Origin of the sequence: Cryobacterium sp. M96 (assembly GCF_002929845.1) — a bacterium.
Classification (GTDB): Bacteria; Actinomycetota; Actinomycetes; order Actinomycetales; family Microbacteriaceae; genus Cryobacterium; species Cryobacterium sandaracinum.
Genome location: NZ_PJJS01000051.1, coordinates 164,529 through 187,822 on the forward strand (window position 1 = coordinate 164,529; position 23,294 = coordinate 187,822).

23 protein-coding genes are annotated in these 23,294 nt (G+C 64.5%); 7 read left to right on the plus strand and 16 right to left on the minus strand.

Features of this window, described 5'->3' with window-relative positions; genetic code table 11:
• Nucleotides 1–8: 8 nt before the first annotated feature.
• From CXY79_RS11870 to CXY79_RS11925, 12 genes are all read right to left on the minus strand, one after another.
• Nucleotides 9–2,798 carry a cation-translocating P-type ATPase gene (locus tag CXY79_RS11870; RefSeq protein ID WP_104101630.1) on the minus strand — a complete coding sequence of 930 codons (2,790 nt, stop codon included), beginning with the start codon at nucleotides 2,796–2,798 and terminating at the stop codon, nucleotides 9–11.
• Nucleotides 2,795–4,213: a V-type ATP synthase subunit B gene (locus tag CXY79_RS11875; RefSeq protein ID WP_233191445.1), complete on the minus strand. Its 1,419-nt coding sequence runs from the start codon at nucleotides 4,211–4,213 to the stop codon at nucleotides 2,795–2,797. The genes CXY79_RS11870 and CXY79_RS11875 overlap by 4 nt, the downstream gene beginning before the upstream one ends.
• An 8-nt stretch (nucleotides 4,214–4,221) precedes the next feature.
• Nucleotides 4,222–5,982 carry a V-type ATP synthase subunit A gene (locus CXY79_RS11880; protein WP_104101635.1) on the minus strand — a complete coding sequence of 587 codons (1,761 nt, stop codon included), beginning with the start codon at nucleotides 5,980–5,982 and terminating at the stop codon, nucleotides 4,222–4,224.
• A complete protein-coding gene (locus CXY79_RS11885) occupies nucleotides 5,982–6,305 on the minus strand; it encodes a V-type ATP synthase subunit F (protein ID WP_158250282.1) in 324 nt (107 codons plus the stop codon). Before CXY79_RS11885 ends, CXY79_RS11880 begins: the two co-directional genes overlap by 1 nt.
• Before the next feature lie 38 nt (nucleotides 6,306–6,343).
• A complete protein-coding gene (locus CXY79_RS11890; RefSeq protein ID WP_104101641.1) occupies nucleotides 6,344–7,438 on the minus strand; it encodes a V-type ATPase subunit in 1,095 nt (364 codons plus the stop codon).
• A complete protein-coding gene (locus tag CXY79_RS11895) occupies nucleotides 7,438–8,031 on the minus strand; it encodes a V-type ATP synthase subunit E (protein WP_104101643.1) in 594 nt (197 codons plus the stop codon). The genes CXY79_RS11890 and CXY79_RS11895 overlap by 1 nt, the downstream gene beginning before the upstream one ends.
• Nucleotides 8,031–8,258 (minus strand): hypothetical protein, encoded by a 228-nt coding sequence (locus tag CXY79_RS11900; RefSeq protein ID WP_198412860.1) that lies wholly within the window; start codon nucleotides 8,256–8,258, stop codon nucleotides 8,031–8,033. The genes CXY79_RS11895 and CXY79_RS11900 overlap by 1 nt, the downstream gene beginning before the upstream one ends.
• 14 nt (nucleotides 8,259–8,272) lie before the next feature.
• Nucleotides 8,273–10,195 (minus strand): V-type ATP synthase subunit I, encoded by a 1,923-nt coding sequence (locus CXY79_RS11905; protein ID WP_158250283.1) that lies wholly within the window; start codon nucleotides 10,193–10,195, stop codon nucleotides 8,273–8,275.
• A 15-nt stretch (nucleotides 10,196–10,210) separates the two neighbouring features.
• The gene (locus CXY79_RS11910; protein WP_104101650.1) at nucleotides 10,211–10,564 is read right to left on the minus strand and encodes a hypothetical protein; all 354 of its coding nucleotides are present in this window, start codon (nucleotides 10,562–10,564) and stop codon (nucleotides 10,211–10,213) included.
• Complete coding sequence (locus CXY79_RS11915) at nucleotides 10,561–11,211, minus strand: V-type ATP synthase subunit D (protein WP_158250284.1); 651 nt, start codon at nucleotides 11,209–11,211, stop codon at nucleotides 10,561–10,563. The genes CXY79_RS11910 and CXY79_RS11915 overlap by 4 nt, the downstream gene beginning before the upstream one ends.
• Nucleotides 11,212–11,322: 111 nt before the next feature.
• Nucleotides 11,323–12,498 (minus strand): sensor histidine kinase, encoded by a 1,176-nt coding sequence (locus tag CXY79_RS11920; protein ID WP_104101655.1) that lies wholly within the window; start codon nucleotides 12,496–12,498, stop codon nucleotides 11,323–11,325.
• Nucleotides 12,495–13,112 (minus strand): response regulator transcription factor, encoded by a 618-nt coding sequence (locus tag CXY79_RS11925; protein WP_198412859.1) that lies wholly within the window; start codon nucleotides 13,110–13,112, stop codon nucleotides 12,495–12,497. Before CXY79_RS11925 ends, CXY79_RS11920 begins: the two co-directional genes overlap by 4 nt.
• 148 nt (nucleotides 13,113–13,260) lie before the next feature.
• Here CXY79_RS11925 and CXY79_RS11930 point away from each other — a divergent pair, with 148 nt between their 5' ends.
• Nucleotides 13,261–14,637 (plus strand): serine hydrolase, encoded by a 1,377-nt coding sequence (locus tag CXY79_RS11930; protein WP_104101660.1) that lies wholly within the window; start codon nucleotides 13,261–13,263, stop codon nucleotides 14,635–14,637.
• A gap of 325 nt (nucleotides 14,638–14,962) precedes the next feature.
• Here the strand turns inward: CXY79_RS11930 and CXY79_RS11935 are convergent, their stop codons facing one another.
• Nucleotides 14,963–15,760 (minus strand): carbonic anhydrase, encoded by a 798-nt coding sequence (locus tag CXY79_RS11935; RefSeq protein ID WP_104101662.1) that lies wholly within the window; start codon nucleotides 15,758–15,760, stop codon nucleotides 14,963–14,965.
• A gap of 192 nt (nucleotides 15,761–15,952) precedes the next feature.
• On the opposite strand from CXY79_RS11935, the gene CXY79_RS11940 reads away from it, so the two are divergent.
• From CXY79_RS11940 to CXY79_RS11960, 5 genes are all read left to right on the plus strand, one after another.
• The gene (locus tag CXY79_RS11940; RefSeq protein ID WP_104101734.1) at nucleotides 15,953–16,519 is read left to right on the plus strand and encodes an RNA polymerase sigma factor; all 567 of its coding nucleotides are present in this window, start codon (nucleotides 15,953–15,955) and stop codon (nucleotides 16,517–16,519) included.
• Nucleotides 16,506–17,114, plus strand: a complete 609-nt coding sequence (locus CXY79_RS11945) for a hypothetical protein (RefSeq protein ID WP_104101664.1) — start codon at nucleotides 16,506–16,508, stop codon at nucleotides 17,112–17,114. The genes CXY79_RS11940 and CXY79_RS11945 overlap by 14 nt, the downstream gene beginning before the upstream one ends.
• Before the next feature lie 210 nt (nucleotides 17,115–17,324).
• Nucleotides 17,325–17,858, plus strand: coding sequence for a TetR/AcrR family transcriptional regulator (locus CXY79_RS11950; RefSeq protein ID WP_104101666.1), 534 nt, complete (start codon nucleotides 17,325–17,327; stop codon nucleotides 17,856–17,858).
• Nucleotides 17,855–18,523, plus strand: a complete 669-nt coding sequence (locus CXY79_RS11955; RefSeq protein WP_104101668.1) for a GAP family protein — start codon at nucleotides 17,855–17,857, stop codon at nucleotides 18,521–18,523. Before CXY79_RS11950 ends, CXY79_RS11955 begins: the two co-directional genes overlap by 4 nt.
• A 625-nt stretch (nucleotides 18,524–19,148) precedes the next feature.
• Entirely contained in the window at nucleotides 19,149–20,501 is a 1,353-nt protein-coding gene (locus tag CXY79_RS11960; protein WP_233191446.1) for a M1 family metallopeptidase, read from the plus strand.
• A gap of 323 nt (nucleotides 20,502–20,824) precedes the next feature.
• On the opposite strand, the gene CXY79_RS11965 is transcribed toward CXY79_RS11960, so the two are convergent.
• Both CXY79_RS11965 and CXY79_RS16035 read right to left on the minus strand, forming a co-directional pair.
• Nucleotides 20,825–21,280: an SRPBCC family protein gene (locus CXY79_RS11965; RefSeq protein WP_104101671.1), complete on the minus strand. Its 456-nt coding sequence runs from the start codon at nucleotides 21,278–21,280 to the stop codon at nucleotides 20,825–20,827.
• Nucleotides 21,281–21,357: 77 nt separating this feature from the next.
• Nucleotides 21,358–21,774, minus strand: coding sequence for a hypothetical protein (locus CXY79_RS16035; protein ID WP_134373419.1), 417 nt, complete (start codon nucleotides 21,772–21,774; stop codon nucleotides 21,358–21,360).
• 729 nt (nucleotides 21,775–22,503) lie between these two features.
• Between CXY79_RS16035 and CXY79_RS11980 the strand changes: the two genes are divergently transcribed.
• Nucleotides 22,504–23,145 carry a DNA-3-methyladenine glycosylase gene (locus CXY79_RS11980; protein WP_104101678.1) on the plus strand — a complete coding sequence of 214 codons (642 nt, stop codon included), beginning with the start codon at nucleotides 22,504–22,506 and terminating at the stop codon, nucleotides 23,143–23,145.
• A gap of 40 nt (nucleotides 23,146–23,185) precedes the next feature.
• Here CXY79_RS11980 and CXY79_RS11985 read toward each other — a convergent pair.
• A partial coding sequence (locus tag CXY79_RS11985) for a DUF2945 domain-containing protein (protein WP_146068132.1) occupies nucleotides 23,186–23,294 on the minus strand: 109 nt, incomplete at its 5' end.

Here is a 23,294-nt window from a genome sequence, read left to right on the forward strand (position 1 = left end):
AGAATGGCTCACTTCGGGCCGCGGTGATGTGGGTTCTGCTCCGGAACATCGTTCGCGGAGTTCTTGCGCACGGCGCGCCGCCGGAACGCTTTGTCGACCTCCATGATCACGAGAAGACCCAGCGCCAGAAGAACGCCGACCGCCAGTTCGGCCGGGCTCAGAGGTACGGTGCCGAAGATTTCCTGGGCGAACGGCAGGTAGACCACGGCGAGTTGCAGGACGAGCGCGACCAGAATCATACTCACCAGAACCCTGTTGCCGCGCAGCCCCGTTCGCCAGACCGGCTCGACGAACGAACGGCTGGCGAGGGCTCGCGCGAGTTGAATGAAGGCGAGGCTCGTGAACACGATTGTCGCTAGGAGGGCCTCGGCTTCGGGAGTGATCGAGCCGCTGTCGCCGCCCGCGCTGTACCAAACGACCCAACCTACTGCGATCAGCGCCCCCCCGATCACCGGACCCAGCCAAGCGATCTGAGTCCCGATGCCGCGACTGAGGATGCTTTCGGTCGGCTTGAAGGGAGGCCGTCGCATCGTGTCCCGCTCGGCCCGCTCGACGCCCATCCCGAGCCCCAAGAGGCCATCCGTGAGCAGGTTGGACCACAGAATCATGATCGGGAGAAGATACAGCGGCAGTCCGAAGAGCGGCGGGATTGCCACGATCAGCACTTTCGCGAAGTTGCCTGAAATCGAGAAGCCCACGAAACGGCGCACGTTGTCGTAGACGACCCGCCCCTCCTCAACCGCGGCCACGATAGTGGCGAAGTTATCGTCGAGCAGAACGACCTCGGCGGCCTCTTTGGCGACATCCGTTCCTGATCCCATAGCCACACCGATGTCGGCCTTCTTGAGTGCCGGCGCGTCATTCACCCCGTCACCGGTCATCGCCACGATTTCGCCGTTGGCCTGCAGCGCCTCGACGATGCGCAATTTGTGCTCGGGAGACACTCGCGCGAAAACGGAGGTGGTGCGCACTGCGATGCGCAATGTCTCGCTGTCCATCTGCTCGAGCTCGCGCCCGGTCAGGGTGAGGCCGTCCGGTTCGGCGATGCCGAGATCGACGGCGATGGCACGCGCCGTGCGGGGGTGGTCGCCGGTGATCATGATGGGGCGTATTCCTGCCGTCGCGCAGCGCGCGATGGCATCCCGAGCTTCCGAGCGGGGAGGATCAACCATCCCGATCAGCCCGAGCAGCACGAGACTCTGCTCGGCCTCCTCCCCCTTCCCCGACGGTGGGAGTTCCTCGAGGCCGCGTGCGGCGACGGCAAGCACTCGGAGGCCTTTTTCGGTCATCTGCTCGATGGAGGCGCTGAACCGAGTTCGAGCTGCGTCGTCCAGCGGGCGGACACGCCCGTTCTGCACGATCCGGTTGCAGAGCTCTGGGATACCATCTCCGGCACCTTTGACGAGGGCGAGGAAGGGAGCACCCTCTGCAACCGTCATCAGCGTGTCAAGAAGACGGGAACCACCCTCAGGGGTGCGGTGCAGTGTCGTCATGCGTTTTCGGGTCGAGTCGAAAGGCACTTCGCCCACTCGCGGTAGTCCCGAGTCGAGATCTTCCTTGCTCATGCTGAACCGATCCGCCGCGAGCACGAGGGCGCCCTCGGTCGGATCGCCGACGGCTTCAGGATGTTCAGATCGCCGGTCCAGGACCGCGTCGTTGCAGAGGGCTGCGGCAGCGAGCAGAACCTGACCGTCATCATTGAGTTCGGGGGTCGCGCCCGCTGCGAGGTCGAAGCTGTCGCGCGGCGTCTCGAGCACAGTCACGGTCATCCGGTTCTCGGTCAGCGTGCCTGTCTTGTCCGAGCAGATGACGGTGACGGAGCCGAGAGTCTCCACCGCGGCAAGCCGCCGCACCAGCGCCCGGCGGACGAGCATCCGTTGGGCGCCGAGGGCCAGCGTGAAGGTCAGCACAGCCGGCAGACCCTCGGGGACGATTGCCACGGCGAGCGAGACCGCGGTGAGGAGAATGAGCGAGGTCTCCTCCCCGCGGAGAAGGCCGGTCAGGAAAACGAGAATGGCGACTGCGACGGCAACGGCGGCGAGAAGCTTCGCCAGCTTGTCGAGGCGTTTCTGCAGAAGCGTTCTCTCCTGCGGGACTTCCTGGATCAGGTTGGCGATGCGTCCGAGTTCGGTGGCCATGCCCGTTTCGACGACGATGGCAGACCCTCGCCCGTAGGTTACGGAGGTGCCGAGGAAGGCCAGATTGGTGCGGTCTCCGAGAGGAATGTCGGTGCCCGGAATCGGGTCAGTGGTCTTGTCGACCGGTTCGGATTCCCCCGTCAGCGCGGCTTCCTGGGTGCGCAAATTGATGCTTTCGACGATGCGCACATCGGCCGGAATCACGGATCCGGTCTCCAAGCGCACGAGATCGCCGGGCACGAGTTCGCGCGCCGATAGCTCACGGACCTGGCCGTCACGCACGACGCGCACGGTTGGCGCTGCCATTTGTTTCAGCGCGGCGATCGCCTTCTGCGCACGGTACTCCTGCACGACCCCGAGAACAACGAACAGAACGACAATGGCGATGATGGCTGTGGCGTCGATGGCCTTGCCCAGGGCCGCAGCCAAGCCGGCGGCCACGACCAGGATCACGATCAGGATGGATGACACCTGTTCCCACAGAATGTTCCACACCGACCGACCGGCGCGCTCCTCGAGTTCGTTGTAGCCGGACTCCTCCAGGCGATGAACGGCGATCTTCTCGTCAAGGCCCCGAGTCGCATTCGTCTGCAATCCGGCTATGACGACCGCGACTTCCTGGTCGTGCCAGGCGACCGTTTTGCCCACAACAGTGCTCATGATGTCTCCGCCATTTCATCCTTGTAGTGGTGGTAGCGCGCGAGAATATCCGGTTTGACCCGCTTGAGTTCAGCCGCAGGAAAGCGAGCGAGTAGCTCCCACGCACGGTCGAGAGTCTCGACGAGCGTGCGTGACACACCGGACTGGCCGACAAAACGCTGCTCGAAGTCCTCGGCGAAGGCCAGAAACCGCCGATCCTCTTCCGAAAGGGCCGACTCGCCGACGATCGAGCAGAGTTGGCGCAGTTCCCGACCTCTCGCAAAGCAGGCATAAAGCTGGTCGGCGACCGCTGAGTGATCTTCCCGGGTGCGCCCCGCACCGATGCCAGCGTTCATGAGCCGGCTCAGCGAGGGCAGAACGTCAATGGGCGGGCTGATGCCTCGCCGATGGAGATCCCGCGACAGCACGATTTGTCCCTCGGTGATGTAGCCCGTCAGATCGGGAATGGGGTGACTGATATCGTCGTCGGGCATCGAGAGGATCATCAGCTGGGTAACCGATCCCCGGCGGCCACGCACTCGCCCGGCACGCTCGAACAACGACGCAAGGTCGGTGTACATGTATCCCGGATAGCCCCGCCGACCCGGAATCTCCTCACGAGCCGCGGCCACCTCACGAAGCGCCTCGCAGTAGTTGGTGATGTCGGTGAGGATAACAAGCACATGGCGGTCTTCCTCCCACGCGAGGTACTCGGCGGCCGTCAGCGCAGCTCGGGGTGTCAGCAGGCGTTCGACCGTCGGGTCGTCGGCGAGGTTCAGAAAGAGCACCGTCCTTTCGAGTGCGGCGCTGTCGGCGAACTGACCACGGAAGTAGGCAGCCTCGCGTTGCGTGACCCCCATCGCTGCGAAGACGACCACGAAGTCCTCGTCGCTTCCGAGCACCCGCGCACTCGCGGCAATTTGCACCACCAATTCGTTGGCGGGCAGGCCGAAGCCGGAGAAGATCGGAAGTTTCTGACCGCGCACCAGAGTGTTCAGGCCATCAATCGCCGAGATGCCGGTCTCGATGAACTCGGAGGGGTGATCGCGCGCAACCGGGTTCATCGGCGCCCCATTCACGTCGCGCTCGGCTACCGCCAGCAGCGGGGGGCCGCCGTCGATCGGTACGCCGGCACCGTCGAGGATCCGCCCGATGAGGCCGGGTCCGACAGGCAGTCGGGCGAAAGCACCACGGGTGCGGACGACAGTCCCCTGACGGTCAAGACCGCGGGTACCCTCAAGCACCTGCACGGTCATCTTGTCGCCGCTTACCTCGAGCACTCGACCCCGTCGTACGTCTCCGTCGGGCGCGATGACGTCAACCAGTTCGTCGTAGCCGACGCCCTGCGCCTGCTCGGCGATGAGCAGCGGGCCGGACACATAGGTGACCGTTCGGTGGTCGATGGAGAGCTTCGGGGTGGGGCCGGCTTCGGGCACTGTGGATTTCATCGGAGTTCCTCAAGTTGGGTACGGATGCGAGCGGTCAGATCTTTCGAGAGCTGAGCCATTTCGGCTTCGGGCCAGGCGCGCATGCGCCCGATCTCGAGCAGCGTTGGAACGGCCGACGCGGTGTCCGGCGCCACCCCGCGCTCGACTGCCGTCGCCAGTGCATCGTGCGCTGCGTGAATTGCGGTGAGCATCGTGTGCTGCTTGGCGAGCGAACAGGATGCGTCGCCCTCGTCGAACGCGGACTGTTGCAGAAAATCCTCTCGGAGCAGCCGCCCGATGGTGAGAACCACGCGCTGTGGCGCCGCAAGCGCGTCTGCTCCGAGGAGCTGCACGATTTCCAGCAGTGATGTCTCGCGTTGCAGCATGTCCAGCGCCCACGCCCGCAACACTGGCCAGTCCGCGGAGACCTCGTCGGCGAACCATCCGTCGAGCTGGTAGAGGGTGTAGCTGCGAGTCCAGTTGATCGACGGAAAATGACGACGCCTCGCCAGCGCGGTGTCAAGGGCCCAGAATGTCCCGGCCAATCTCAGACTGTGCTGGGTGATGGGTTCCGAGAAGTCTCCGCCAGCCGGGGAGACCGCTCCGATGACGGTGACTGAACCTGTCCGATTCTCGTCACCGAGGCAGCGGACGGCGCCGGCCCGTTCGTAGAATTCAGCCAGGCGGGTGGCGAGGTAGGCCGGGTAGCCCTCCTCCGCCGGCATCTCTTCCAAGCGGCTCGACACCTCCCTCAGCGCCTCCCCCCAGCGGCTGGTGCTGTCGGCCATCAGCGCAACATGCAAGCCCTGGTCGCGGAAGAACTCCGCAATGGTGATCCCGGTGTAGATGCTCGCTTCACGGGCGGCCACAGGCATGTTCGACGTATTCGCGATCAGCACCGTTCGCTGCATCAGCGACGTCCCCGTGCGTGGGTCGACGAGCGCCGGAAACTCCTCGAGCACCTCTGCCAGCTCGTTGCCGCGTTCGCCGCAGCCGATGTAGATGACAACATCCGCCGTCGACCACTTTGCGAGCGACTGTTCGAGCACGGTTTTGCCCGTGCCGAACCCTCCCGGGATCGCCGCTGCGCCACCCCGAGCGATGGGGAAAAGAGTGTCGATGACGCGTTGGCCGGTCACGAGGGGCACCTCGAGAGCGAGTCGCTGCGAGGCCGGCCGAGCCTGGCGCACGGGCCAGTACTGCAGCATCGCCACTTCCTCGTCGCCGACCGTTGCGACCGGTTCGCTGACTCGCAGGAGGCCGGTGCGCAGGTTGCGAACGATTCCGCTCACTCCCGGCGGCACCAGAACACGGTGCGCCATCGCCGCATCCGGCACAGTTCCGAGCAGGTCGCCCGACCCCACCTGGTCACCCTCGCGAACCGCCGGCGAGAAGTCCCACCTGCGCTCGCGATCCAACGCTGTTGCGCGGGCCCCGCGCGCGATGGTCGCGACAGCATACGGGTTGTCGCCGCGCCTGGCGAGCTCCCTCAGCGGTCGTTGCGTCCCATCGAGGATCTGGCCCAGCAGCCCCGGCCCCAGCTCGACCTGGAGCGGCTGGCCGGTATTCACGACAGGTTCGCCGACCGCGAGGCCCGCGGTGTCCTCGTACACCTGGATGACGCAGCGTTCGCCGTCGATCCGGATCACCTCGCCGGGGAGTTGGGCCGTGCCGACGAGCACGACGTCGTAGAGCCGGGCGTGGAGGCCTATCGCCTCGGCCACGGGGCCGGCGACCCGCCATAGGGTTCCGGCGTCGGTCAGGGTTTGTGTGTTCATTACCGGCCTTCTGAGTCGAATGTGATTTCGTAACCGACTGCCTGCCACAGCCGTTGGAGGAGTTGTTCTCGCCGTCCGGAGTCGCCGTGCGGACGCTCCCCGGAGGGGAGTGCGACCACGAGTGGGGGCAGGGTTCTTTCGATACGCCGGAGTAGCGGCGGGTCGAGGGACGTGTAGAACGGTTCATGCACCGCGATCACGCCCACCTCCACGCCCTCGTCGAGGAGTTCGCGGAGTCTGGTGCCTGCCGCCTCGGCATCGGCGACGACCATCACATCAGCACCGGCCAGGCGGTACCCGACGGCCAGTTCATCGACCGTCATCACCAGCAAGCGAGAACGCGCATCCGCTGTCACGCTCATCATCGTCGGGCCTTCGGCAAGAGAAGCTGCCCATCGAGGTCACCCGGAGAAGTCCCCAGAGCAGCGCCCTGGGCCAACACCCGGAGATTCCGCGTCTCCAGTGCCAACTCGGCGACGTAAGCGATCGGAATGGCGATACCCGAGGGATCTCCGCGGCGAAACAGCGAGATCTCGTTCAGCACCCGCTGCTGCTCCAAAGCGCGCTGAGTCCTCGCGACGTCGCCGTCGCGCGACCAGGCCTCAAGCGGGCTGTCAAGGTAGCGGGCCGACGCGGAAAGAAGTGCAGCAGCCTCGGTGTCTTCGGCCTGCCTCAACGCCGACTCCAGTGTGGAGGTGACGATTCCGCCACCGGGTAGCCAGGGTGCGACGTCGGGCAGCTTGGACATTTCGCGACGGGACAGTGCGGAACGAAGTCGCAGCAGCGCGATCACATTGGTTTCGTCGACGCTGCGCGCAAGCGAGGCGCGGAGGTCGACGGCCTCACTGCCAAGGTCATCAAGTTCGCCGACAACCCATCCCGTGTGGGCGGCAGTGATTGTGCTCTCAAATTGGCCGAGGTTGCCATCACGTTCGTAGGTGGCAAAGGCGTCCACGGTGGCGCGCGCTGTGACGACGTCGGGCAGCTCCCAGCCCGCCAGCAGCGAGACAACAGCAGCCGGCTCGTGTTGGCGAACGATTTCACGGGCCAGGAGGTCGGTGAAGGCGCCCACGGGGATGATCTCGTCGAGCACCTGCTCTTCGTCTGCGCTCCGCAGAGCACCACGCAGCAGCACGAGCAGATTGTGCAAGTCGAATCGGGCCAACAGGAGGTCGACCAGGTGTAGCGCAGCTTCACTGTAGAACCCGCGCATCGACTCGAGTTCGCGGGCTTCATGCCCTCGAAGTGCGGCGTTCAAAAGCCGCACGCCGCCGCCGCGGGCAAGTGCAGCTTCGGCCTCGGCTCGGAGCGCCGTCGAGGCGAGCGCACCCAGCAGGCCGTCGACGTCGCGTCCCATCAGTTCGGAGAGCTGCTTCTCCCCCATGCGATCAAGCCGCCGGACCCGGAGCCGGGTGTTTCCGTACTCGAAGCGGGGACGCACCCGCAGGATCGCCATCAGCTGCTTTCGCTTCCCGCAGTGACGATGGTTCGTGCATAGAGCATCCGAAGGCAGGGTTCGGCATCGACCAGGCGCTGTTCCAGAGTGTTGATCACAGTGCGGCCATCGGGATCGACCGCGTGGATCCCACCCCAGGTCGATAGCGACGCTTCAAGCGTCACGGGGGGAACGGTGCTCGCCAGCAGCTCCTGAGCAGTGATCGCATCGCGGGGGTCCACCCGGATCAGCACGGTGCCGGGGAGTGCCGCGATCGCACCCTGGATGAGCTCGCCCAATAGCCGCGGGTACGCCGGTGAGTACCGGGCTGACCTCAATTCCTCCGCGAGGTCCGCCCGCAGCGCGAGATAGGCCTCTTCGCGAGCAAGACGGACTTGGCGGACGGCGGCAAGACGGGCGGCTGCTATTCGCCGGCCGGCATCGACCTGGGATTCGGCCGTGGCCCGCAGTTCGAGCTCACGCTCAAGCCCGTGCGCCCTGGTGGAAGCCTCGGCGACCGTGGCGTCCGCCTCAGCTCGCAGCGCTCGCAGGTCCGCCGCGATATCGTCGTCGGCTTCGGCCTGGATGGCCTGAAGCAGGTCTGTGAGCGGCATCAGGCCGGCAGCAGGAGGATTGCCATAGCAGCCACGGCGAAACCAAGGATGACCAGGGTCTCCGGGATCGCGACCAGCAGAATGGCCCTGCCGGCGAGTTCCGGCTTCTCGGCGATGGCACCCATGGCTGCCGCACCGATTCGGGCTTGAGCCAGCCCGGTTGCCAGCGCCGAGATGCCTACTGCGAGGGCCGCGCCGATTGCGATGAGTCCGATTCCAATGTCCATTTTTTTCTCCTGGGTTATGAGTGTGATTTTCCGAACGGGATGAAGGCTTGACCGCCGCCAATGAAGAACTTCGAGAAGAACTCGACGTAATGAAGTCGTAGCGCTTGGATCATGGGGCTGAAACCTGCGAGAGCGAGGTTGAGTACGTGAAAGAACGTCGCGACGATGATGCCGAGCCAGAGCGGGCCCACGGTGGCGAGCTCGTTGGCGACGATGGCGAGGTATACCGACGCAAGGCCGACGGCGGCCAGCCGCAGATAGGAGAGGATGTTCCCAATCGCGCCGAGCAGCTCCAGCGGCGCCATTATCAACCCGAGAGTGCCGTGGAGCGACATCACGAGGACCAGGCCGACCACGGTCAGGGCTATTGCCGGCGACATGAATCCCGGCGGCAGGGCGCCTGCCGCAAAACCGGCCAGACCCAACATCCCGCACAGGAAAGCGAACGTTCCCACCCGATCGAGGAGGTGACGGTGCGCGCGGTCCCGCCACGATTGCCACATGCCGAGGACAACGCCGAGCAGTACGTGCGCAGCCCCGATCGCCAGTGCGAACAGCAGGAGCGGCTGCAATGCGTTTGCGTCGCCGCGGTAGAACCACAGCGAGAAGTCACCGAAGAGGTTTTTACCGAGATTGCCCAAAGCCTCTCCGAAAAGGAAACCGAAGATGATCGCCCAGATCGCACCGAACACCAGAACGCTGCACAAGTCGGCGATACCGGGGGAAATCCTGCCAAATTTCCGGCGAGCCCAGAGGCCGACGAGAAGAAGAGCCGTGCCGTACACCACATCGCCGACCATCACGCCGAACATCAACGGCAGGAAAAGCGCCATCAGCCCGGTGGGGTCCAGACTGGCGGCACGGGGGTTGTCCAAAAAGCGGGTCAGAAGGCCGAACGGGCGCGCCACCCGGCGCTCCTTCATCAGCACCGGTGTGCTGTGGGCACGTTCGTCGTGAGGTAGTTCCTCGATTGCGAGCGGACCCATCGAGAGAGCGGCGAGTGCCTCGTGGAAACGAGCCACGTGTGGGCGCGGAACCCAGCCGACGACGGCGAATGCGCGGTCGGTTACCCCGGCCCCGGCGGCGGCGGCGAGTTGTTCGAGTTCCGCGCGAGCGCCCGCAAGCGTGACGTGCCATGCCTCCACGTGCGGGCCGATGAGCTCCTCCAGCACCTGATGCGCGTCAGCGAGCTCCCGCGGAAGGGCATCCAGCCGCGTACGCATCCCTGCCAGAGCTCCGAAGAGAGACTGCCCGGAGTAGGCGCTTGGGAGGGGCAGGTGCCGAACGTGTTCCTGCCCCAGGAGGGCGTGCAGGCGTGCGCTGTCGCTGTGTGAGAAGACGAGCAAACAGCCGATCGCATCCGTGCCGACCCGGGCCGAGGTGAGATCGAAGCGCACTCCGAACACCTCGGTCAGTTCGCGCCGTAACGTGTCGACCAATGTGTCATCGGACGTATTCAGTACCAGAGCCGCGGTGTCCAGCCCGAGTTTCTGTAACTCGTATTCGGGGAGGGCCGCAAGCTCTGGCACCAGTCTCGCCAGTTGCTCCAGCGGGTGCAGGTACCTGGGCAGCACCGCCAGCTCATCCGTGAGCGAATCAAGATGTTGGGCGGCTTCCTGTACCAGAATGCTGATGCGGTCGAGCTCGGCCTCGACGTCGGCCAGGTCGACAGCACCGCTGACGGGATCCGGGTCCCCATGGAGACGAGAGTCACCTCGATCATCGCTGCCGACGAGTGCGAGCAGTGCGTCGAGGCGGGCGACGAGGAGTTCAAGACGCGCCTGCGTGAGGGAGTTGGCGTCATTCAAACCGGCGGCATCGACATCGAGCGCCGGATCGCGGGCAACGTCGACCAATTGCATGCCCTGGAGACGGTAGATACCTTCGAGAACCGCACTCAGTTCTTCGCGACGGCCCGCGATTTGCAACTTGGCCATGGGGATCAGCATCGGCTAGGCATCCGAACGGTCGAAAGTCTCGGGAGCGGCTACTGCCCGCATCTCGGCGAGCAGGGCGGCTCGCTCGGTGGTCAGCCACAGGTGCAGTGCAGCGATCTCGGCGTCCGCTTCCGCTCGGATCGACCCGGTCTCGAGCTCGCTGGCTGAACTCACTTCCTCGCGGGCGCGCTCCGCGGCACGCGAACCACGGTCTTGGGCTTCGGCAATGAGGCGATCAGCCTCCCGCCGGGCGTCCTGACGGCTCTCAGCTGCAAAGGCACGGTGCTTCACGGTGTCCGAGAGCGTACGCTCCAAGTCGCGGATGGCGTTGATCGCTCCCGGCATTTTCTGCACACCTCGGGTGGTCACGCGACAACCGCCATTTCGTCCGGCTCATTCATCCGCATACTCTTCGCGCGCATCAGGCGGACCCGGTCCTCCAGCTCGCGTTCGTCGAGAACCAGGGCGATGAAGTCACGTTCGCCTTCGAGTCGGGGTATCACGACGTTCTCCAGTGCGCTCACGCGCCGGGTCGTGCTGGCGATCTCTTCGGCCAGGCGACGCAGAGTGAGTTCGACCGCCGCGAGATCCAGGAGCCGGTCAAGTTGACGCTCGAACTCGTCGCCGGCGACATCGACTCGCGCCGAGGAGAACGGCAGCCCGTAACCGCGGGCCATGCTCGACCGCGCCACCGGGTCGTGGGACAGTTCAGCGATCCGGACCCCGGCCACGGAGCGAGCGGTGAGCTCAACACCGACGCTTGCCGACGCGGCAATCGCGGCGGATCCGACATACTCCGGTCCGTCAAGCGCCAGGGCCTCGCCCAGCGACCGGCGAGCGACTCCCGCGCCACGCTCGAACTCGCGCATTGCCTCGAGAACGGATGTCCCGAGTCGCTGAAACTCTCGCATCAGGGCCGCACGCTTCTCACTGAGAAGGTCCCTGCCCTGCACGGCGAGTTTGATCTGGCCGCGTCGTGCCAAAAGCTCGCTGCGCGTTGCACTCACATGTTCCATGCAGTCAGTCTTGCGGTGTGGACGTCGGCCACTCGAGACACGACCGGATGAAACCTCAGGTAGACGCTGGAGCCGATCGGAGGTCATCCGATCGACTGTGCAGAGCTCTGATCAGGCCGCTCTGGAACGCGCCGGCATCGGCAGGCACACACGGACCCGCGTACCTCGGCCGTCTGTTCCGGCGCCGTATTCGAAGGTTCCGCCGATCGCCACGGCGCGCTCGGCGCTGGAGGCAAGGCCGATATGCCCATTCAAGGGAGCCCGCTCGACCTCGCTCGAATCGATTCCCACTCCATCGTCGACCACGATCAGCTCGACCGTGTCGGCCAATCTTCGGATGGAAATCGACATGGACGTGGCGTGAGCGTGTTTGACGCAGTTGGCGACCAGCTCGCGGGCGATTGCGAACAATAACTGATCGTGCACGCCGCTCGCCGCTGCCTCGACCTCGACGGAAGCGTCGAATCCCCCGCGATCGCCCGCACGTGCGGCGATGGCGTGAATGGCACCACGCAGTCCGACTGGTTCGAGAAGATACGGGTGGAGGTCAAAGACGGCCTCCCGTATTTGAGAGATTCCGCGGTCCAGCCCCTCACCGATCAAAGCTGCATTGTCACGCCCCTCAGACGCCAGGAGGTGGCGGGCGGCGAGAAGATTCTGAAGTGCGTGGTCGTGCAGCGACGTCGCCAATAGTCTTCGCGCCTGGTCTTCCGCATCCAGGGCTTGCGCCACAAGACGGCCGCGGACCGCCAGAAGCTCAGACACTTCACGCGTTCGGCGCGCCAGAATCGCCGACAGAACGCTTGCAGCGGAGCCGGTCCAGGCTAGAAAGAGAATCTGCGTGATTTCGAAACCGACGGCATCCCTCGGGACCTGGGCAAATTCCGGATAGGTTACGGCGATGAGGGCATACAGTGACAATCCAGCCGCCGAGAACGCGGCCGTCAGACGGGGGCTCACGAGCAGCGCCGCACCAAGGGGTAACAGGAAGAATGCGTAGCGTAGCTGGGAAAACGGACCTCCGGAGGTCGCCACAAGAGCTGCGATCAAGACAATGTCGACTGCGACGAGAACAGCCGGCGTGCTGAGCGGCCGTCCACACACCTCCGAGACCATGGCGGCAACAGCGTAAAGGGCCGCCAACGCCAGCAATGGGGTGAACAGGGCTTGATTGGCCTCGGGATGTTCGACCAGCCGCTCGGCCAGAAGGAATACCGGCACCGCAGCCAGTCGGATGACGGCGAAAGCTCCGCTCTGGCGAGACATCAACCGGGGTCGCGACGTCATTCCAACAGCCTGCGCCGCATCCCCTCCGCAACGGCTGCGGCTCGATCCGAGACCCCGAGCTTCTCGTACAGTCCCTGAAGATGACTCTTGATCGTCGGCGTGGACAGAAAGAGGAGTTGTGCAATCTGCGGTGCGGATCGACCCTCAGCGACGTGCACGAGGATCTCCAGTTCACGCTTGGACAGCGTGGGGCGCTCCTGTGCTCCCCGGAGACGGATTTCGGCTGCCAGAGAAGCTTGCACTTCCGAACCGAGCACTGTCTCGCCCCGGCTCACGGCGCGGATCGTGTCCGTGAGAAGTTGTGGATCGACGCTCTTGGAGAGGTAGGCACTGGCACCCACGGCCACAGCGTCAAAGGCCACTGATCCGTCGACGTAGGCCGAAAGGAGGATCACCCGGGTCGAGAGCCCATCGCGACACACAGCATTGACCACCTGGAGGCCATCCAAAACGGGCATTCTGACATCGAGAACTGCGACATTCGGGGCCAGCTCGCGTATCAACTCCATCGCCTCGCCACCATCCGAGGCCTGGCCGACAAGCTGGAAATCACCCTGGTCCCTGATCGTCTGCTCCAGCGCACGCCGAAACAGTGGATGATCATCGGCCACCACGATTCGAACTCGAGGACCTACGGTTCGCATGCAAAAAGTTTAGCCTCCGTGGGCTGAAATCGGGCGGTTCAGACAGCATCGGACCCGAAAGGTGGCCGCCGGCGACGACTCGAGTGCCGGCATTTGCTCGACCCGGCACAATTGAACCATGAACCCGCTCCCCCGCAGCACCCCCGAGGCCGAGGGAATCTCCTCCGCCGCCATTCTCGATTTCATCGCCGCGGCGGAGGCGCAGCTCGAGAGCCTGCACAGCCTCATGGTCGTTCGACACGGTTGCGTCATTGCGGAGGGCTGGTGGTATCCCTTCGCGGCGCAGCATCCGCACCTCATGTTCTCGGTGAGCAAGAGCTTCACCTCGATCGCCGTCGGGCTCGCCATCGGCGAGGGCCGGCTCACGCTCGACGACCTCGTCGTCGACCTGCTACCAGACGACCTGCCCAAGCAGATCCACCCGCACCTGGCCGCGCTGACTGTGCGCCATCTGCTCACCATGACCACGGGGCATCCCACCGACACGGTGTCGCTCGCCGACGACTCGCACGGTGACAACTGGGCGCGCACCATCCTGGCCCAGCCCCTCGAGTTCGCGCCGGGCACCCACTACGTCTACAACAGCGGCGCGAGCTACCTGCTCTCGGCGATCCTGCAGCGGCTCACCGGAGAGCGCCTGTTCGACTACCTCACCCCGCGACTGTTCGACCCGCTCGGCATCATCGGCGCCACGTGGGAGTCCTGCCCGCGCGGCATCGACGCCGGCGGCTGGGGGCTCTCCCTCACGACCGAGCAGCTCGCGACCTTCGGCCAGCTGCTGCTGCAACGCGGCGAATGGAACGGCACGCGACTCGTGCCGGCGGAGTGGATCGACGAGGCCACCCGGGTGCAGGTGGACACGTCGGGCACCGAGCACGACGTCGACGGCCGTCAGGGCTACGGCTACCAGTTCTGGCGAAACCGGCCGACCGGTTACCGCGCTGACGGAGCGTTCGGTCAGTTCTGCCTCGTGCTTCCAGAAACGGATGCCGTGGTCGTGCTGACTGCGGCGCTCCCGACCGCGCAGCGCGCGCTCGATCTCGTCTGGGAACACCTGCTGCCCGCTTTCACCGACCAGCCGCTCGCAGAGATACCGAGTGGTCTTGCCGGAAAGCTGGCGGGCCTCACCCTGCCGACCGTCGTGGGCGAACCCACGTCACAGACGGCGGCGCGGGTGGCGGGCGTCCGCTTCGACTTCGACGATGCGGACGTGACCGCGGTAACTTTCGAGCCGGGACTGCTCACGATCATCCGTGGCGGCGTGGGCCGGCGGCTAGCCTTCGGCCACGGCGAATGGGTGGCATCCGCCGATGCCCGGGTACTGGCGAGCGGCGCGTGGGTCTCCCCCGGCACTCTGGTCGTGCGGGCGCACAACGTGGGCACGCCGTTCTCGCGCACGTACACGCTCGAGTTTCGGGATGACGCGTTGACCCTGGATGTCGAGCAGAGCGTGGCGTTCGGGGAGCTTCCGCGGACTCACCTAGTCAGCCGGTAGCTGTGCAGATCCCCGTGGTTCCGTGCCTGAACGTGCCTCGCATGATGGCGATCGCGAGGAGACACGGCCAACTACACGGCGTTCCGTATTAATCTGCGCAGATAGGCGCGAAGGGCTGGATCACAGACATAGACGATTTCGTCGCGGACTGAAATTTCGTCCATGCCGCAAACCTAGCAGTGTCGAGTTCCATCGGACTTTGGCGGCAGATGCGAGGCCTTCCAGCGAAGCCTTGCTGCTGGCGAACTTCAGCCTGCCCACAATCGCCACTGATGGGTTCCGGGGCCCGAAAGCCCCGGCGCGCTGGCCCGGAACGACCCGGCCGCTACCCCTCGATCCCGAGCTTCGCGGATCCGCCAACCACATCCCGGTCCCCCAGCGGCTGCGCCGGCCGTGCGTTGTGACTGTGTGTGCCTTCAAGTGTGCCGATCTGCTCCGCCGACATCGAGATCGGCGTGCTCGTCACGACCCACTGCACATCCTCGGTGCACGGCGGTGTGGTCAGACTGCCCGAGTACTCGTAGTTGTCCAGCGTCCGCGGCAGCACGGCCGCGATATCCATTGTCACGTCCTCGTCGTCAGCCATATGCGTGGCCCTGTCGATGAACGGCGCCAGGACGCCGGATGTTTGCCCCTCGGCCACGAGGATGCCCAGCACCAGTGGATTGCCAGCCGCATCCGCGTGCACCAGGTGCAGCTCGGCCGCCGCCAGCTGGCCGTTCACGGTGTGCTCCGACGGCACGTGGGCGTGCATCTGCTGCAGACTGCACTCGTCGCCGGCGAAAGTCAGGGTCTCGCCCTCGCCGTCGGCCTCGAACTCCACCGCGTGCCCGGTGTCGAACACATCGGCCTCCGCGTCCTCCGCGCTCAGCTGGATGACCGAGCTCGGTGCGGGCATGGTCGCGGGCAGGTCGATCGGGGACTGGGCGGTGCCCGCGCCGCAGGCCGCGAAGCCGGGGTCCACCTCCGCCCACGATGCCGGTCCGCTCGCGCCGTCGCAAGACCATCGCGCCGGCTCCGCCACCGGTGGCTTGCTCGACTCCGGCGCGGGCTGGGCGCAGCCGACAAGGGTGATCGCGGCCACCATGAGAGCTGAGGTGATGAGCCAGGGTCGTGCGGACATGGGAACTCCTGGAAAACGGCATAGAAAAACGCCACACCGAACATGTGGCGTGACCACTCTTGTGACAGAGCTGCTTTCCCGAATTATCCTCTCGCTGCACCCGGTCTACGGTCACCGCCGATCTCCTGCAGTGCGAAAGCACCTCGCCTGAAATCCCCACGCCCCTGCCGGACATCCCTCAGTATGAGAGTTGTGACCGACACCGATCGCGAGAAGCGGATGCATAACCTCGCCGTGCTCGTCGTCGACCCTGTGCGCCGCTATTTGCACCGCCGCACCGACGCCGCGACGGCCGACGACGTGATCGGCGACACTCTGCTGGTGTGCTGGCGCCGCCTCGACGAGGTGCCCGACGACGCACTTCCCTGGGCGATCGTCGTCGCTCGACAGTGCCTCAGCAACGCTCAACGCGCCGAGCGCCGGCGCATCCGTCTCATCGGCCGCATCATTGCCATCGACCCGCCGCCGGCCGCTGCGGACGAGAACCCCGCAGCATCCACCGTCGATGGCGCCGCCAAGACGGCCCGCGTGACCACCGCCCTCGCCGGCCTGCGTCGAAACGACGCGGAGATCCTGCGGCTGTGGGCATGGGACGAGCTGAAAAGCCCGCAGATTGCCGTCGTGCTCGGCATCAGCGCGAACGCAGCGGCGATCCGCCTACACCGTGCGAAGGCTCGCCTCAAGCAGGAGCTACTGAAATCCGGCGACCCGACCGGACATGTACCGTACGACGAAGGGAGCGAAGATGCACGACGATGACCGTGCGCTGCGCGATCAGCTGCGTGCCGCCGATCCGGCCCGCACGCTGCCCCCTGCCTCGCCGACATGGCTCGACCACAGAATGGAGCAGATCATGACCGACCAATCCCCTATCACCACGACCGTCACCCCCACGGCGCCGCGACGCGCCTTGCGGCGGTGGATGCCGGTGGTCGGCATCGCCTCCGGCCTCGCCATCGCCGCCGCAATCGTCGTGCCCCTCGTCGTCTTCGGCCCGGAGCCCACCGTCGAGGCGTTGCAGCCTCCCATGGACGGAGGCCTCGCGAGCGGCAGCTGCCTCAGGCTCGAGCCGGCGACCGTCGCGGCGCAGGAGCAGGCGTTCGCCGCGACGGTGCTGCAGATCCAGGGCGACACCGTTCTGCTGGAGGTCAGGGAGCGCTTCGCTGGCGACGTGGCCGACCGCGTGGAGGTAACGCAGGTCGACGCGATGACCTCCGACTTCTCGGGCGTGCCCTTCGTGGTCGGCCAGAGCTACCTCGTCGGCGCAGTCGATGGAACGATCACCGGCTGCGGCGTCACCGGGGCCGACAGCGCTGAGCTTCGCGCGGTCTACGACGCAGCGTTCCCTGGCTGATCCACGCCCGCGAGCGGATGACGGGACCGGTGCCGGAATCGTCACATCTGGTTTCGGACCCCGCGGCGGTCAGTGAGACCGTTGTGTCGTGCCCCGGAAGAAAACGAGTTTGCCGGATGCGACAGTAACTCACTGCTGCGCCGGGATAATCTCCTGGCCGATCAACAACGATGTCCGACCGACCGGTCGGTTCGCATCTAGGATGGTCCCATGGATCGTCGGTCACTTATTCTCAGCGCAGCCCGAAACCTCACTCTCGAGCGCGGTGTTGTGCCGTCCTTGAACAGCACCGCGAGTGCTGCGGGGGTGTCGAAGGGCGGACTGATCCATCATTTTCCTTCGCGCGCGGCTCTTGTTCAGGGCTTGGCCATCGGGGCGTTGGAGGAGCTCGACGTAGCGATGCTTGCGGCGTCGATGGAGGGCCGGGCGGCGGAAGCCTGGCTCAGGCTTTCCGTGCCGACGGGTGATGACGTGGCTCTGTTCCGAGCTTTAGCGGTCGCGCACCGGGCGGTCGAGTCGCCGGGTGATGACGTCGCTACCGCCGCGCAGGAAGCCGGCTCTCGGTGGGAGGCCATGATTCAGAAGGAAACGGGCGACGTCACACGCGCGCGGGTGATCCGCCTCGTCGGTGACGGACTCGCAGCCAACGTGATCGCCGGCATCGAGCCTGCCCCCACCCCCGCACAACTCGACGCACTCCTCGACGCCCTGATCCCTCGACCCGGTGGTGCGTCAAGACAATGAGTGGAGCGCTACTGGGCGCGATTGCCGGCCTAGCGGCCCTCGACGCCTTCAATCCTGCGACCATCGTCGCCGTCACACTCATCCTGCTTGTTGCACCCAGTCGGCCCGGACTAACGGCACTGGTGACCATTCTCGGCGCGGCCACAACCGTGTTCGTGGCGGGTGCAGCACTGTTTCTCGGCGCTAGCGCAGCCGCAGGCGCCGTCGGCGGCATTGTGCTCGCGCTGCGCTATGTCGCCTTCGGGGCAGCGGGAGCCGCGGTGGTTATCGCTGGCGTTCGACGCTTCCGAACCCGACCCCGCAAACCCATCGAACTGCCCACGTGGTTCACCCCGTGGACTGCATTCCCTTTTGGCGCACTACTCACGGCCGCCGATCTGCCCAACGCGTTCCCCTACTTCATCGCTATCGAAAGGCTCCTCGACGCGCAAGCCAGCACAGGTGAAGCGCTCCTGGTGCTGGCCGGGTATACGGTCATCTACTGCCTACCCTGCCTAACGCTCCTAGTCATCGGCCTGCTCTCTCGCCAACGAACCCATGCGCTCCTGGCCCGCATCACCAACAGACTCGGAACCGGAGACGTCCCAGCGTCACATCCGGCGGCGATCGCGCTCATGACCCTTGGTCTCTTCGTCGGGACTCTGCCTCTCTGGGCTCTCAGCTAACATCGTCCGCCCCTTCTCTCTGGGTCTTCATCCTGTCTGGCCATTCGCGACGCATGGGTCCACTACCTCCTCGGTAGCTTCATCGAAGTGGTACTTCTCATCGCCATTGCCGTAACCGCATGGAAGTGGCCGCCGACTCAAGTCGCATACTCACCGACGTAGGCAACCAACGCGAAGAGCCCGCGTCACAGTCCCACGGACATCCACTCGCGGGAGCAACGACGCCGGGTGCACTGTGCTTGCTGCGCCAATTCCATGAGCGCGGTTGATGTTGCCGGAGATGGGCACTAAGTTGTGGATTCCCTGAATTTAACCGTCGTCTTCACGCTTTTCTCCAGTCCAGCCAGTCCATATTCGACCTCACTGCCAACAAAGGGGATGTCCCTTGGATTCATTGAGAAGGCTCACAACCGTCGCACTCGCGGGGTTATCCGTGTTCGCTTTGGCCGCCTGCGGAACCGGAACAGCAGTAACCCCCAACGCGTCCGACGCCAGGGCGAGGTTAGCTCCAGCGGTCGCAATCGTGCCGACAACGGTCGCGTCTGGCGCATTCAGTGAGACGGCGCAGGTCTCCCTTGGGAAGGACGGGGCGCGCTCTACGGCCGGCGCGGCCGGAAGCGGTGACGTGTACTTCCCCAACGCCGGCAACGGCGGGTACGACGTCCAGCACTACGACCTTGCCCTTCGCTACACGCCGCCGACGGAACCCACGGTCCTCACAGGCCGCCTCAGCGGCGTCGCGACCATCACACTCCGCGCGAAGCAGGATCTGCAGTCGCTTAACTTCGACTTACGCGGCCTCGACGTTTCGTCGGTCCGGGTGGACGGCAAGGCGGCGGCACACGGGAAAGCGCAAGGCAAAGACAGCGCCGAGTGGTCACAGAAGCAGGACAATGCAAACCGATACTGGGAACTCACCGTTGAGCTGCGGCCGAAGCTCGAAGCAGGACAGACGACGACCATTGTCATTGAATATGGCGGGATCACCGGGCGGCCACTAGACACCACCGGGGCCCTTTACGGGTGGGTCACCACTGCTGATGGCGCGATGGTGGTCAACGAGCCCGATGGAGCGGCGACCTGGTACCCCGTGAACGACGACCCGGAAGACAAGGCAACTTACAGGTTCCGCATCACGGTGCCGGCCGGTAAGACAGCTGTGGCAAACGGGCTGCCCGCCGGGGCGCCCAAGACAAAGGCCGGCTGGACAACATGGACGTGGCGGGCATCCGACCCGATGTCCAGCTACCTGTCGACGGCGAGCGTAGGCGACTACGCCTTGTCCCGCGACGTGAGTCCGGACGGTCTGCCGATCATCAATGCGATCGACGATGGAGTGACGGGCGCGCCTCTTGCAGAAACAGCGGCGGCACTCGCGCTGCAGCCCCAGATGATCACCTTTCTGGAGGCCCAATTCGGGCGATACCCTTTCGAGTCGTTCGGCGCCATTGTCGACGACGACTCGGTCGACTACGCCCTGGAGACTCAGACCCGCCCGGTGTACTCCGAGGTCGCGGACGAAAACACAGTGGTGCACGAACTGGGGCACCAGTGGTTCGGCAACTCTGTGACCCCGGCTGATTGGAAGGACATCTGGCTGAACGAAGGCTGGGCGACCTATATCGAGTGGCTCTGGGCAGAACATCAGGGCACCGCATCAATTTCCAATCAGTTCGCCGACACGGTGGCATACCTGGACGCAAACGACGGCTGGGCACTCAACATCGCAGACCCGGGTCGCGACAGCCTCTTTGCGAATCCGGTCTATCTGCGAGGCGCGGCTACCCTGTACGCATTGCGCGCGAAGATCGGTGACGACGCGTTCTTCGCCGGCGCCCGCTTGTGGCTGACTGAGTACGACGACTCGAATGCGACCACTGCGGACTTCGAAGCCGTAATGGAAGAGAGCTCAGGCCAGCAACTCCAGACTTTCTTCGACGACTGGTTGCGCGAAGGCGACCGCCCGGCAATGCCCTAGCCACCAGCGCAGTCCCTGGCAAGGAGAACCCGAAGGTTCACGGCTCGATGTGCCACGAGCAATCGAGCCCGACTGACTTCATGCGCCCGGACAAAGTGAAACACACAGCGTTCGAGACCATCCGACACAGGTGAACACAGAAAAACAGCCGGAGCTACGGCGCTGAAGAAGAACTCGCAGCCACACGAAACCGCAAGATCCACTCAAACCAGAAATCGTTCCTGAGAAGCCTCAGGTGCGATTTCTTTATATTTGCCTTCACTGATCCGGTTGACCCACGACTCTATCCAGTAGCGCTTGCCGAGGTTGGTCTTCCGGCAGCGTCAGGCCTTCACATCTCCGCGCCATCCGCCGTCGGAGGTTCCCTTCGCCTCGATGAACTCCTTAAAGTTCCTGAGGTCTTTTTTAATGGCGTGATCGTCGATACCGAGAGCGGCCCCAGCCTTCTCAAGCAGCCCTGTCGCCTCCCAATCAAGCTGTACCGTCACCCGTGTCTCGTTCGCGGCCAACTTATGGAACGTGACAACTCCCGCGTGGTCAACCTGGCCGCCGGTGCTGTTCCAGGCAACACGCTCGTCAGGGTGCTGCTCAGTTATCCGAGCCTCAAACTCGCGCTCCACGCCACCGACTTTAACCTTCCACTCGGTGAGAGTGTCGGTCACCTGCGTGACGGATTCAACAAAACTGAGAAACTTTGGAAACTCCTCGAATTTTGTCCACTGGTTATACGCGACGGTAACGGGAACGTTGACGTCGACAGTCTCGATGGCGTTGGGCATGATGACCTCCTAATGCGAATTCGACGGATGAAATAGTTTCTGCAATCCCATTCACAGTACCGAAGGCTAATCCAAGGTCAACCCGGGTAAGGAAAAACTCGCGGGAACGAGAAGGTTCCTGTGCGCGGAACCTCAGCAGCGTGAACAGGCGATGGGACGGGCTGAACGACGGGCGAGGGAGACTCTTCAGAATCTCTCTCGGTCCCAGGGCGAAGGGCGACCAAAATGCACTTCAGATCGATGACGATCGCGGCCGTGGGGATAAGCGACGTCGCCCCGGCACCCAACTCTTGCATGCCGTGCAGAATCGCCTCGACTGCCGCTACGGCGGCATCAAGGGGTGCGCTATCACGCGGGCCATCGTCCGGGGCACGCAAGGTTTCTGCGACTGCGTGCAGGGCATCGCTGAGAACCGGAGGCAGTTCGGGCGGCAGCTCAAGGGGAATCGGTTTACCCCAGATCATGCCCGCAAAAACCTCGGACAGGTTGCGCACGTGAAAGGTGACGTTCTCCAGGGCCGCGAGGCCCTCCTAGTCAACAACAAGATTTCTGCGGTTGAAACGAGCGCGAGGGTTACCCTTACGACTCTCATCGGCGCGTTGCACAGCCGACCTGACGTCTCGTGCCGCGTCCGTGAGTGCGCTGCCCCTGGTCGCCCGGAGTTCACGCTCGGGAGGCCAACTCCCAACCAAGGCCACGCCGATATCGCTGAGGTGCGTGGCGAGGGTGCCTCAAAAACTGCTCAACCGCTCGACCTCCGCCCACAGTAAGCCATCGCATGCCTCCGATAAGGGGGCCGAGGCCGATGACCAGCCAGATCGTCTAAACGCTGGGCTCGCTCAGGATGAGCACGGCCCCGGCGAGGGCGATTCCGAAGGCCAGCCCAGCGAGGGTTTGTAAAGCGCTGCGGAGCGAACGCATGAGGGTTGGGTGCATGCTCAGAAGTGCGCCCAGCGGCGCATAGTACCGCAATTCCTGAGCGTTTCCAGGGAGGAAAGGGAACGGTGTCCAGGCAATCGCCACAGCAACAGCGATCTCGGTGATCTGGAGGAATCGCGGAGGTTGGAGACGACGACGAACCGACGTCACCGTCTCATGCCGCTGCATCTCTTGCGCTGCTCATTCAAAAAATTATTTCGCGTGACGTTGAGACCAGATCAACTTCTGAGATGCTCTGAACGCTCGTTCGCGCGTTGCTCGCCAGGAATGCATACGATAACCAAGTGACTTTGCCGAACGGATTTCATCTAGCGAACCGAGAGTTCTTTGCCCGCGAGGTGCTCAATGTCGCACCCGAAATTCTCGGCTGCATCCTTCAACGCACCGATGACGACGGCATTGTGACCATTCGAATTACCGAGGTCGAGGCGTACGCGGGTGAACGCGACCCCGGCGCACACGCCTATCGGGGCCAGACGAATCGGAACAAGACAATGTTCGGTCCCGCCGGGCACCTCTACTGCTACTTCACCTATGGAATGCACCACTCGCTGAACCTCGTCGCCGGACAACCAGGACAGCCATACGGTTGTCTCATCAGGGCGGGAGACGTGATGGGAGGTGCCGCCATTGCCCGCAGCCGTCGAGAAAGCAAACCACGAAAAGTTCCTCTTCCCAGTAGCAGTCTGGCGCGGGGCCCTGGCTGCGTTGCCCAAACCTTCGGGGCAACCCTGGCAAACGACGGTGACGATCTTTTTGGCGGACAGTGGAAGTTTTTCGTTCCGGATGATGGCCTGGTGTTACCCCACCGAACCGGACCACGCGTTGGCGTCAGCGGACCCGGCGGCAATGCGACGAATTTCCCCTGGCGATACTGGTTAGCTGATGCGGCATCCGTCTCAACCTACAAACCAGGCCGCCCGTAACCGTGGCTCGCCGTTTGTCTGCATTGGTGGCCGCGGGTGGTTATATTTTCGTCAGGGCCTCGCCCTTGTGCATCGCCACGTGGTCGGTCGTGTCGCTCGTGATCTCGTACTGCGGATCATCGGGACTGCAGCGGTGAGTGTGCCCTTTG